The following is an 11,976-nucleotide window of genomic DNA, read 5'->3' as shown; positions in this document are numbered from 1 at the left end:
GCGGGCCCTGGCGCGCGCATGGCTGAAGGGAGGAACGATCCATGACCCGCATGACCACTTCGGAACTGCGCGGCTACCATCAGATCTGCGGCCCGGACGGGGCGATGATGGTGATCGCCTGCGACCAGCGCGGCGGCATGCGCACGCTTCTCGCCAGCGATCCAGCCGAGCAGGCGAAGATCGGCAACGACGTGCTCGGCGAGACCAAGGCGGACATCACCCGCTATCTCGCGAGCCAGGCGAGCTGCGTCCTGGTCGATCCGGTCTGCGCCGTGCCCCATCTCGTCGATGACGGCGTCATCGCCCGCGACACGGCCCTGCTGATCGGCCTCGACGCCTCGGGCTGGGACACCTCGCCCGAGGGCTATCGCCTGTCGAAGCTCTGCGAGGGCGTCACGGCGCGGCGCGTGCGCGAGCTCGGCGGCACCGGCGGCAAGATCATGGTCTATCTGCGCTCCGACACGCCGGCCGCCAACACGCACAATATCGCGATCCTCGATCAGGTGATCGCCGATTTCGCCAAGGAAGACCTGCTCCTCGTGGTCGAGTTCCTGACCTATGCGCTGGAAGGCGAAACGAAGGAAGCCTATGCCGCGAAGATCCCGGAACTGATCGTCGGCGGCTCGCGCATCTGCCTCGAACACGGCGCCAAGGTGCTGAAGATCCCCTATCCGGGCACGGCGGAGGCCTGCGCGGCGGTGACGGAGCTCGCCGGCGACGTGCCCTGGGCGGTGCTTTCGGCCGGCGTCGACCACGCCACCTTCATCGGCCAGGTGGAAACCGCCATGGCGAACGGCGCCTCCGGCGTCATCGCCGGCCGCTCGCTCTGGAAGGACTGCGTCTCGCTCGACCGCGCGGTGACGCGCGAGCGGCTGGAAACCGTCGCCGTGCCGCGTCTGAAGGAGATCCAGGCCGCGATCGCGCGGCACCGCGCGCCGGCGCTGAAGGTCGCATGATCCCCCGGGCGACGGCGATCGGCATCGATATCGGCGGCACGCATCTGCGCGCCGCCCGGGTCGACGCGGAGGGGCGCATCCTCGCCCGGGCCCGCGCCGCCAGCGCCGCCGATCCCGAAACGGTGCTGGCGCGGATCGCGTCGCTCGTCGCGGAGATCGACGATGCCGGCGTCGCCGGCATCGGCGTCGGCGTGCCCGGCCGGGTCGATTTCGCGGGGCGGAAGGTCCTGTCCGGCGGCTATGTCGACCTGTCGAAGATCGACCTCGCCGCGCGGCTGGAGGGGGAATTCGCCCGTCCCGTCACGATCGACAACGACTGTTCCATGGCGCTCGTCGCCGAAAGCGCGGTCGGCGCGGCGAAGGGCGCCGGCAATATCGTGATGCTGACCATCGGCACCGGCATCGGCGGGGCGGCGATGGAGAACGGCCGGATCGTCCGCGCGCGCGGCACGGCCGGGCAGTTCGGCCATGTCTCGATCGACCCCGCGGGCCGGCCTTGCGTCTGCGGCAAGCGCGGCTGCGTCGAGACGGTGAGTTCCGGCACGGCGCTCGGCCGGCATATCGGCGAGGCGGGCCTGCCCGCCGCGACCACGGCGGCCGAGCTCCTGGCGCGCCGGGACGCGGGCGACGCCGTCGCGGCCGGCATCCTGCGCGCCTGGGCCGCGCCGCTGCGCATCGCGGTGGACGATCTCGTCGCCGTCCTCGATCCGGATGTCGTCATTCTCGGCGGCGGGCTCGGCCAGGCCGCCGCCGCCGCGCTGGAAGGGGTGGAGGCGCCGCGCTCCTGGTACGAGAGCCGCATCGCGCCTGCGGCCCTGGGCGACGATGCCGGCGTGATCGGCGCGGCGCTTGCCAGCCTGCCGAAGGGCGAAAAGGGCAAGCGGCTCGTCATGGTCAACGGCGTGCCGGCCAGCGGCAAGAGCGGCGTCGCGAAGGCGCTGAGCCAGGCCACCGGCTGGCCCCTCCTGTCGCTCGACACGGTGAAGAACCCGTTTCTCGACGAGATCGAAGGGGTCGACCGCCCGTTCAACCGCAAGCTCGGCCGCGCCAGCATGAAGGCGATGTTCGCGCTTCTCGCCGAGGCGCCGGCCGGCACGACCGCCATCATGGATGCCTGGTTCGGCTTCCAGCCGAGGGAGTTCGTCGAAGGGCTGATCGCCGAGGCGGGCCTCGACCGGATCGCCGAACTCTGGTGCACGGCGCCGGCCGAGGCGATCGGCGCCCGCTACGGGGCGCGGGCGGCGGGGCGCCGGCCCGGCCATCCGGGCGCCGACTACGTGCCGGAGCTCATCGCGCTGGCCGAGCGCGCCGAACCCTTCGATGCCGGCCCGCGCCGGGTGGTGGAGACCACCGGCCCCATGGATGTCGCGGCGATCGAAGCCTGGGTGGCGCAGGCGCTGGGCTGAACGGACGGCGGCGGACGCGATCCTTCGCAGGGGAAGCGCGGTTTCACGGCCGCTCAGCGAAAGTCCTTCGGCACGAGATTGTGGCGCTGGAGCTTGTCGTAGAAGGTCTTGCGCGGCAGGCGCAGTTCGTCGGTGGCGGCCTGGATGTCGCCGCGATGGCGGGCGAGCGCGTCGCGCAGGAGCCCGGCCTCGAAGCGGGCGACGCGCTCGGCAAGGCCTCCCTCGCCCTCCCCCGCCGGCGCCTCGCTTTCCGGCTCCAGCCCCAGCGCCACGCGCTCGGCGAAATGCACGAGTTCGCGCACATTGCCCGGCCAGTCATGCGCCAGCAGCCGGTCGCGCAGCGAAGGGGTCAGCAGCGGCGCCTCGCGGCGGAAGCGGAGCGCGGCCCGGCGCAGGAAATGCGAGAAAAGCAGAGGCACGTCCTCGCGCCGCTCGCGCAGCGGGGGAATGCGCAGCGTCACGACGTTCAGGCGGTAATAGAGATCCTCGCGGAAATCGCCGCGCGCGGCGGGATCGGACAGATCGACCTTCACCGCCGCGACGACGCGCAGATCGACGGAGCGCGTCTCGTTGACGCCGAGCGGCGCGACCTCGCGCGCTTCGAGCACCCGCAGGAGCTTCACCTGCAAGGCGGGCGGCATCGATTCCAGCTCGTCCAGAAACAGCGTGCCGCGATCGGCATGCTCGATCCGGCCGATGCGGCGGCGGTCGGCGCCGGTGAAGGCGCCGCGCTCATGGCCGAAGAGCTCGCTTTCCATCATCGCTTCCGGCAGCGCGCCGCAATTGAGGACGACATAGGGCCCGGCCCGCCGGGGGCTGAGATCGTGGATGAGCTGCGCCACGACCTCCTTGCCGGTGCCCGTCTCGCCCTCCACGAGAACATCGACCTCGGCCCCGGCGATCTGGCGGATGGTGCGGCGCAGGCGCTCCATCACCAGCGTCTCGCCGAGGAGCGGCGTCGCCTCCGCCCCGCTTTCGGCCGCGCGGCGCAGGCGCCGGTTCTCGATGACCAGACGGCGCTTCTCGCCCGCCCTGGCAATCGCGGCGAGCAGGCGCTCGTTGGCATAGGGCTTCGGAATGAAGTCGTAGACGCCCTCCTGCAAGGCCGCCACGGCCTGCTCGATATCGCCATGGCCGGTGATGAGGATCACCGGCAGGTCGGGATCGCGCTTCTTCAGTTCGCGGAACAGCGTCAGCCCGTTCATGCCCGGCATGCGCAGATCCGTCACCACGACGCCAGCGAACTCCGCCGTCACGGCGCCGAGCGCGGCTTCGGCGGAGGCGAAGGGCAGGCAGGCATAGCCGGCGAGATCCAAGGTCTGGGCATTGGCGAGGCGCAGGTCCTCGTCGTCGTCGACGAAGGCGACGGGCAGGCTCGTGTCGCTCATGGGGCGGTCTTTCGGGCGGCGCTCGGCAGGCGGATGGTGAAGGCGGTGCCGGCCGCGTCGCTGGCGACGCGCAGCGTGCCGCCGAGTTCGGTGACGATGTCGGAGGAGATCACGAGGCCGAGCCCCGTGCCCTTGGGCTTGGTCGTGCGGAAGGGGGTGAAGAGGGCCGCCATCGCTTCGGGCGAAATGCCGGGGCCGTTGTCGCGCACCTCGATCGCCACCTCCTCCGCCTCGTTGGCGACGGTGATGCGGATCCAGCCGTCGCCGCGCCCCTCCAGCGCCTCGACGGCATTGCGCAGGAGATTGACGAGCACCTGTTCGAGGCGGATGCGGCCGCCGAGAATCGTCGCCGCGCCGCCGCTCGCCCGCCGTTCCAGGCGGGTGCCGCTTTCCTTCAGCCGGCTCTTCAGGATGAGGAGCGCGCCGTCGACGATCTCCTCGACGGCGAGCGGCTCCAGCGCGCCTTTGCCGCGCCGCGAGAAGCTGCGCAACGTGTCGGTGATCGCGGCGATGCGGGTGGTGAGCTGCACCACCGTGTCGAGATTGCCGCCGGCCTTCGCCGCGTCGCCCCGCTGGAGGAAGAGAAGGGCATTCTCGGCATAGGTGCGGATCGCCGCGAGCGGCTGGTTGATCTCGTGCGCGACGCCAGCCGTCACCTGGCCGAGCGTCGCCAGACGGTTGGCGAGGGCAAGATCGTCGCGCAGCGAGGCGACGCGCGCCTCCGCCGCCTCGCGCGTCACGATCTCGTCGGTGAGGCGCAGATTGGCCGCCGCGAGATCGGCGGTGCGCTCGATCACCCGGCGCTCCAGCTCGGCCGCCGCGCGCTCCTTCTGCGCCCGGCGCGTTTCCGCCAGCCGGCGGCGGCGCAGAAGGAAGAGGCCGGCGCCGACGAAGAGCGCCAGGACCAGCGCCGCGACGAGCCGCGCGAGACCGGCGCTGCCGGCGAGATCGCGCCCGGCCGGCAGGAGGAGATGCAGCCGCCAGCCCGGCAGGCCGCCCGGCACCGGCGCCTCGGCCAAGGCGAAGCGCCGCCGCCCCTCGCCGGCGTCGAGCGTCACGAAGCCTTCGAGGTCGGGATCGGCCTGGAGGCCCAGCGGCCGCAGTGGCGCGGTGCCGAATTGCAGGCTCTCGCGGATGCCGGCCGCTTCCAGCGGCGCGATCGGCCGCAGCGCCAGGAAGCGCCAGGCCGGCTGGCTGGTGGCCAGGACGATGCCATGCGCGTCGGCGACGAAGACCGGCTGGCCGCCGTCGCGCCAGTCGGCTTCGACGGCGTCGAGCTCCACCTTGGCGACGACGACGCCGAGCGGGGCGGCGGCGCCATTGTCGATCCGGGCGGAAAAGTAGACGCCCGGCCGCCCGCTCACCGTGCCGAGCGCATATTGCTCGGCAGCGCCCACCGCGACCGCCCGGTTGAAATAGTCGCGGAAGCGATAGTCGTTGCCGACGAAGCTCACCGGCTCGCGATAGTTGGAGGCGGCGATCGCGAGGCCGGCCGGATCGATGACATAGATCACCGCGGCGCGCGTCGCGGCGGCGAGCCGCGCCAGCTTGGCGTTCACCGCCGCCACCCGCGCCGGATCGCGCGTCGACAGCGCGGCGGCGATCGCCGGGTCTTCCTTGAGGATCTGCGGCAGCGCCCTCTGTTTCTCGAGCTCGCTGCGCAGGGCCGCCGCCGCCGCCGGGAGGCGCGTCGCGGCCTCCGCCCGGAGGTCCTCGGCGACGATGTCCCGGGCGATCCGGCCGGCCGCGACGATCAGCGCCGCGCAGACCAGCGCCACGCCGAGCGCCGCGACGAGGCGCCCCCGGCCGACAGGCCGGCCAAGGGCCGGCAGGCGCAGGCGATCCGTCCCGACCGGCTTCGGCATCTCCGTCATCCTGTGCGGAATACCGCACGAAAGCCTCTCGACGCGAGCGGAAAATCACACATCGCAACCGGTGCGCGGGCGGCCTAGCCGGGGCGAAGCCCTGCGCGGACGGCATGGCAGCAATGCGGGCCGCATCTGGCACGCTCCTTGCAGAGCCCCTGTCATCAATCGATTTGGGCGGCCGTTGCCGGTGGTCGTCCCGGAGGGAGAGGACATCCAAGGTCCGCATCGCTGCGCCGGCAAGGGAGAGACGCCAGAATGGCTACCATGATCCATGCCCAAGCGGCCGAGGCCGGGGCACGCAAGCCGCTTTATTCCCAGCTCTACGTGCAGGTGCTCGTCGCCATCGCGGCCGGCATCACGCTCGGCCATTTCTATCCCGAGCTCGGCGCCAGCCTGAAGCCGCTCGGCGACGCCTTCATCAAGCTCGTGAAGATGATCATCGCCCCGGTGATCTTCCTCACCGTCGTCACCGGCATCGCCGGCATGAGCGACCTCGCCAAGGTCGGCCGCGTCGTCGGCAAGGCGATGATCTACTTCCTCGTCTTCTCGACGCTGGCTCTGGCGGTCGGCCTCCTCGTCGCCAATGTCGTCCAGCCGGGCGCCGGCTTCAACATCGATCCGGCGACGCTCGACGGCGGCGCGGTGGCGACATATGCGCAGAAGGCGCATGACTCGACTATCACCGGCTTCCTGATGAACATCATCCCGACCACGATGGTCGGCGCCTTCGCCGATGGCGACATCCTCCAGGTCCTGTTCCTCGCCGTCCTCTTCGGCATCGCGCTCGGCATGGTCGGCGAGCAGGGCCGCCCGGTGCTCGACTTCTTCCAGGCCGTCACCGCGCCGGTCTTCCGCCTCGTCGCGATCCTGATGAAGGCCGCCCCGATCGGCGCCTTCGGCGCGATGGCCTTCACCATCGGCAAGTACGGCATCGGCTCGGTCGTCAATCTGGCGATGCTGGTCGGCACCTTCTACGCCACCTCGCTGCTCTTCGTCGTCGTCGTGCTCGGCGCCGTCTGCCGCTATAACGGCTTCTCGATCTTCGCCCTCATCCGCTACATCAAGGAAGAGCTGCTGCTCGTCCTCGGCACCTCCTCCTCGGAAGCCGCCCTGCCCTCGCTGATGAGCAAGATGGAACAGGCGGGCGCCAAGAAGTCGGTCGTCGGCCTCGTCGTTCCGACCGGCTATTCCTTCAATCTCGACGGCACCAACATCTACATGACGCTGGCGGCGCTGTTCATCGCGCAGGCCACCGGCATCCACCTCTCCTTCGGCGAGCAGATCCTGCTCCTCCTCGTCGCCATGCTCTCCTCCAAGGGCGCGGCCGGCATCACCGGCGCCGGCTTCATCACGCTCGCCGCGACGCTCTCCGTCGTTCCCTCCGTGCCGGTCGCCGGCATGGCGCTGATCCTCGGCGTCGACCGCTTCATGTCGGAATGCCGGGCGCTGACCAACTTCATCGGCAACGCGGTCGCCACCCTCGTCGTCGCCCGCTGGGAAGGCGAGCTGGACGAGGCGCAGCTGAAGCGGGCGCTGGCCGGCGAGCCGCAGCGGGCCCGCGACGAGCGTCTCCTCGCCGTTCCCGCCGAGTAAGGTCACCGGCGGGCTTTCCCGAAGCCTTTCCGCGACTTGCCGGGCCGCCCCGCATCATGCCGGGCGGCCCGGTCGCATTTTATGCCGCATTGTCACCTTGATGCCGCCGCGTCGCCCCGCTAGAGGCCGCCCCACACCGAGGGACCCCAGGAATGACGGCTGCGCGCCCGAGCATCGAGACGATCATCGCCGGCGAGATCGGCGCCCGGCCGGAGCAGGTGACGGCGGCCGTCGCCCTCATCGACGGCGGCGCGACCGTTCCCTTCATCGCCCGCTACCGCAAGGAAGCGACGGGCGGCCTCGACGACACGCAGCTGCGCACTCTCGAAACCCGCCTCGCCTATCTGCGCGAGCTGGAAGCCCGGCGCGACACGGTGCTCCGCTCGATCCGCGACCAGGGCAAGCTGACGGAGGCGCTCGCCCGCGACATCGCCCAGGCCGCGACCCGCGCGACGCTGGAAGACCTCTACCTGCCCTTCCGCCCGAAGCGGCGCAGCCGCGCCGATGCGGCGCGCGAGAAGGGCCTCGCGCCGCTGGCCGAGCGCATTCTCGCCGACCGTTCGCTCGATCCCGCCAAGCTCGCGGCCGGCTTCCTCAACGACCAGGTGGCGGATACGAAGGCCGCGCTCGAAGGGGCGCGCGACATCCTGGCGGAGACCATGGCGGAGCGGCCGGCGCTCGTCGGCGCGATCCGCCGCCATCTCGTCGCGAAAGCCCGCATCCGCGCCCGTCTCGTAAAGGGCAAGGCGGAGGAGGGCGCGAAGTTCTCCGACTATTTCGACCATGAGGAGAAATGGGCGAGCGCGCCGAGCCATCGCGTGCTGGCCCTCCTGCGCGCCGCCAAGGAGGGTGTCGTCGGGCTGGAGATCGAGGTCGATGCCGACGATCCGGCGCCGGTGAAGCCGGTCGAGGCGATGATCGCCCGCGAGTTCGACGTGCGCACGAGCGGCGGCACGCCGGGCGACGACTGGCTGATGGGCGTCGCGCGCTGGGCGTGGCGGCAGAAGATCCACGGCCATCTCTCGGCTGAGATGATGCTGACCATGAAGGAGGGCGCCGATGCCGAGGCGATCCGCATCTTCTCGCGCAATCTGAAGGACATCCTGCTCGCCGCCCCCGCCGGCGCGAAGGCGACGATGGGCCTCGATCCGGGCATCCGCACCGGCGTCAAGGTGGCGGTGGTCGATCCGACCGGCCGGCTGGTCGAGACCGCGACCGTCTATCCCTTCCAGCCGCGCAACGACATCGCCGGCGCGATGGCGGCGCTGACGCGGCTCATCGAGAAGCACAAGGTCGAGCTCGTCGCGATCGGCAACGGCACGGCGAGCCGCGAGACCGAAAAGCTCGCTGGCGAGGTGATCGCGGCGCTGAAGGGGGGAAAGCCCACCAAGGTCGTCGTCAGCGAGGCCGGCGCCTCGGTCTATTCCGCCTCCGAACTCGCCGCGCGCGAGATGCCGGGCGTCGACGTCTCGCTGCGCGGCGCGGCCTCGATCGCCCGCCGCCTCCAGGACCCGCTCGCCGAGATCGTGAAGGTCGATCCGAAGGCGATCGGCGTCGGCCAGTACCAGCACGATGTCGACCAGGGCGCCCTGTCCCGCGCCCTCGAAACGGTGGTCGAGGATGCGGTGAACGCCGTCGGTGTCGAGGTGAACACGGCCTCCGCCGCGCTTCTGTCGCATGTCTCCGGCATCGGCCCGGCGCTGGCCGAGGCGATCGTCGCCCATCGCGACAGCGAGGGCCCGTTCAAGACGCGCCGCGCGCTTCTCAAGGTGCCGCGCCTCGGGCCGAAGGCCTTCGAGCAATGCGCCGGCTTCCTGCGCATCCAGGGCGGGACGGAGCCGCTCGACGCCTCGGCCGTCCACCCGGAAGCCTATCCGGTGGCGAAGAAGATCGTCGCGGCGGCCGGCAAGGACGTGCGCGCCCTGATGGGCGACAGCGCGACGCTGAAGCGGCTCGATCCGGCGCGGTTCGTCAGCGACGGCTTCGGCCTGCCGACGGTCAGGGACATCCTCGCCGAACTGGAAAAGCCCGGCCGCGACCCGCGCCCGGCCTTCCGCACGGCGAGCTTCGCCGAAGGCGTCCACGAGATTTCCGACCTGCGGCCCGGCATGCTCCTGGAGGGCACGGTGACCAATGTCGCCGCCTTCGGCGCCTTCGTCGATATCGGCGTGCATCAGGACGGGCTCGTCCATGTCTCGCAGCTCGCCGACCGCTTCGTGAAGGACCCGGCCGAGGTGGTGAAGGCCGGTCAGGTCGTGACGGTGCGGGTGGTCGAGGTCGATACGAAGCGCAAGCGGATCGCCCTGTCGATGAAGCGCGAGGCCGAGCCGGCCGCCGCGACCCGAGCGCCGGCAGCGCGCGAGGCGCAGCCCGGCCGCGCGCCCGAGCCCCGGCGCGAGCGCGGCCCCGCCGCGCCCGCCGCTTCGCAGGGCGCCTTCGGCGCGGCGCTGGCCGAGGCGCTGAAGCGGCGTTGAGGGCGGTTTTCGCGCCCGCGACCGGTTCGATACGAATCAGTAACCATAAGCTGCCATCCTTTCTTCAGGATGACGGCGGGGGCGCGAGGGGATCGCGCCGCTCGCCGCTCGACACCCCTTTTACGCAAGGCCCGGCCCATCCATGACCGACGTCGGCGCGACGCGCATCACCCGTGGAATTCCCGCTCCCGTTCCCGCCTGCGTCGCGCGGCCGACGAAGGCGCGTCGCCGGCGGGCCGGCTCGACCGGCGCCATCGGGTTCGGTTGCGGCATTCTCGGCTTCGCCGGCCTTCTGGTCGCGGCGGGGGCCATGACGGGCGGCATGCCCGGCCTCGGCCATCCGGCGGCATCGCGCGTCGCCGAGCCCCTGCCCGTCGCGGCGGCGCCCGACGCCCTCGTCGTCAACGGCCGGGTCTTCACGCCGGCCGTCGCGGTGCCGCAGACGGCGGCGCCCAAGCAGCCGCGCCATCTGGCCGAAGCCGGCCCGGAACGCCGCTCCCGCCTGCCGAAGCCGGCGCGCCCCGTCGAGCCGGCCGCAGCCGGGCCGTCTCATCTTCTCGCCGAGCCGCATCTTCTCGAAGTCGCGGCCTTCCAGCCGCTGACGCCGCTCGCGGCGGAGCGGGTGGCCGATCGCTTCATGTCGCGCGAGGCGGCCGAAGTGCCGGCCGTCGCGCTGGCCGCCGCCCTGCCGAAGCCGCCCGTGCCGCAGCCCGCGCCGGTCGAACTCGCCTCGCTTGCCCCGGAGCCCGAGCCCGCCCTCGTGCCGCCCGCCGCCACGGCGCGCGAGGCGATCGAGGCGGCGCTCGTGCCGACGCCGAGCGCGCGGCCCGCCTATCGCCCGATCTTTAGCAGCCGCGTGCCGGAAAAGACCCGCGCCGCCCTGCCGTCCGAGAACGCGCTGGCCTATGCGAGGCCCGATGCCGGCGACGAGGAGGTGGCGCCGCGCCGCGCCGCGCCCTTCGAGGCGCCGCGCGTCGGCAATGGCACGGCCGTCTACGATATCAGCGCCGCCACGGTCTACATGCCGAATGGCGAGCGGCTGGAGGCGCATTCGGGCCTCGGCGCGATGCGCGACAATCCGCGCTTCGTCCATCAGAAGATGCGCGGTCCGACGCCGCCCCATACCTACAATCTGACGATGCGCGAGAGCCGATTCCACGGCGTCGAGGCGATCCGCCTCCATCCGATCGGCGGCGAGCGGCAGATCTACAACCGCGTCGGCCTGCTCGCCCATACCTATATGCTGGGCAAGCGCGGCGACTCGAACGGCTGCGTATCGTTCAAGGATTACAACCGCTTCCTCGCCGCCTTTAAGCGCGGCGACGTGCGCCGCCTCGTGGTGGTCGAGCGCATGTCCAACAACCCGATCTCGCGCCTCGCCTCGCTGTTCGGCGCGCGGTAAGCGCGCGGCCGCCGGCTCAGGCGAGGAGACGGTCGAGGATGCGGCGCTCGATCCGCCCCGCTTCGGCGTCGCCATGCCGGCGCGGCCGGGGCAGATCGATCGCCTCCTCATAGGCGATCCTGCCGTCTTCCATCAGCACGACGCGATCGGCGAGCGCCACGGCCTCGGCGACATCGTGCGTGACGAGAAGCACGGTGAAGCGCTCCGCCTGCCAGACGGTTTCGAGCAGGCGCTGCATCTCGATGCGGGTCAGAGCGTCCAGCGCGCCGAGCGGCTCGTCCAGCGCCAGCAGCCGGGGACGGCTGACGATGGCCCGCGCCAGGGCGACGCGCTGGCGCTGGCCGCCGGACAGGACCGCCGGCCGCTCGGCCCCGCGACCTTCAAGCCCGACGCGGGCGAGCGTCGCCTCGGCGAGGTCCCGGCGCTCGGCGGGCTTGAGGTGGCGCGGCGCGCCGAGCGCCACGTTGTCGACGACGCGCTCCCAGGGCAGGAGGCGCGGCTCCTGGAAGACGAAGCGGGCATCGGCCTCGCCGCCGGCGCCAGGCGCCTTGCCGTCGATGGCGATCGTCCCCTCCTCCGGCCTCTCCAGACCGAGAGCCAAGCGCAGAAGCGTCGACTTGCCGCAGCCCGAGCGGCCGACGATCGCGACGAACTCGCCCGGCGCGGCCTTCAGATCGATGCCGGCGAGGACGGTCTTGTCGCCGAAGCGCTTGCCGACGCCCTCGATCGACAGCGCCGCACCGCCCGCCGGGGCGCCGGACGGGCGCCGGCCGGCAACGCGCCGGTCGGACACGGCCTGGCGCTCGGCCTCGGGCCGCACGCCCGGGCCGAAGGGCAGCGCCTCGCGGCGGAAGACGGAAGGAAAGAAGGCGGCGTCCATGAAGGATCT

8 protein-coding genes are annotated in these 11,976 nt (G+C 71.8%); 5 read left to right on the top strand and 3 right to left on the bottom strand.

Translation table 11 applies throughout. The annotated features are described in order from the left end of the window. Positions 1-41: 41 nt before the first annotated feature. Both IEY14_RS08205 and IEY14_RS08200 read left to right on the top strand, forming a co-directional pair. Positions 42-956 carry a tagatose-bisphosphate aldolase gene (locus IEY14_RS08205; RefSeq protein WP_188907725.1) on the top strand — a complete coding sequence of 305 codons (915 nt, stop codon included), beginning with the start codon at positions 42-44 and terminating at the stop codon, positions 954-956. Continuing rightward, positions 953-2,362, top strand: a complete 1,410-nt coding sequence (locus tag IEY14_RS08200) for an ROK family protein (protein ID WP_188907724.1) — start codon at positions 953-955, stop codon at positions 2,360-2,362. The genes IEY14_RS08205 and IEY14_RS08200 overlap by 4 nt, the downstream gene beginning before the upstream one ends. Before the next feature lie 53 nt (positions 2,363-2,415). Here IEY14_RS08200 and IEY14_RS08195 read toward each other — a convergent pair whose 3' ends face one another. Further along, positions 2,416-3,750 carry a sigma-54-dependent transcriptional regulator gene (locus tag IEY14_RS08195; RefSeq protein ID WP_188907723.1) on the bottom strand — a complete coding sequence of 445 codons (1,335 nt, stop codon included), beginning with the start codon at positions 3,748-3,750 and terminating at the stop codon, positions 2,416-2,418. Beyond that, positions 3,747-5,615 carry a sensor histidine kinase gene (locus tag IEY14_RS08190; RefSeq protein ID WP_188907722.1) on the bottom strand — a complete coding sequence of 623 codons (1,869 nt, stop codon included), beginning with the start codon at positions 5,613-5,615 and terminating at the stop codon, positions 3,747-3,749. Before IEY14_RS08190 ends, IEY14_RS08195 begins: the two co-directional genes overlap by 4 nt. A 267-nt stretch (positions 5,616-5,882) precedes the next feature. Here IEY14_RS08190 and IEY14_RS08185 point away from each other — a divergent pair, with 267 nt between their 5' ends. From IEY14_RS08185 to IEY14_RS08175, 3 genes are all read left to right on the top strand, one after another. Then, on the top strand, positions 5,883-7,211 hold the full coding sequence (locus IEY14_RS08185) for a dicarboxylate/amino acid:cation symporter (protein ID WP_188908113.1): 1,329 nt from the start codon (positions 5,883-5,885) through the stop codon (positions 7,209-7,211). 152 nt (positions 7,212-7,363) lie between these two features. Continuing rightward, positions 7,364-9,685, top strand: coding sequence for a Tex family protein (locus tag IEY14_RS08180; protein ID WP_188907721.1), 2,322 nt, complete (start codon positions 7,364-7,366; stop codon positions 9,683-9,685). Positions 9,686-9,827: 142 nt separating this feature from the next. Next, positions 9,828-11,087 (top strand): DUF2778 domain-containing protein, encoded by a 1,260-nt coding sequence (locus IEY14_RS08175; RefSeq protein ID WP_244639388.1) that lies wholly within the window; start codon positions 9,828-9,830, stop codon positions 11,085-11,087. Between the two features lie 16 nt (positions 11,088-11,103). Here IEY14_RS08175 and IEY14_RS08170 read toward each other — a convergent pair whose 3' ends face one another. Further along, a complete protein-coding gene (locus tag IEY14_RS08170) occupies positions 11,104-11,967 on the bottom strand; it encodes an ABC transporter ATP-binding protein (RefSeq protein ID WP_188907720.1) in 864 nt (287 codons plus the stop codon). Positions 11,968-11,976 lie beyond the last annotated feature (9 nt).

The sequence above is a fragment of the Aureimonas endophytica genome, assembly GCF_014642635.1.
GTDB lineage: Bacteria > Pseudomonadota > Alphaproteobacteria > Rhizobiales > Rhizobiaceae > Plantimonas > Plantimonas endophytica.
The sequence above is the reverse complement of the archived record's forward strand: the minus strand, read 5'-3'. Positions and strand labels throughout refer to the sequence as shown.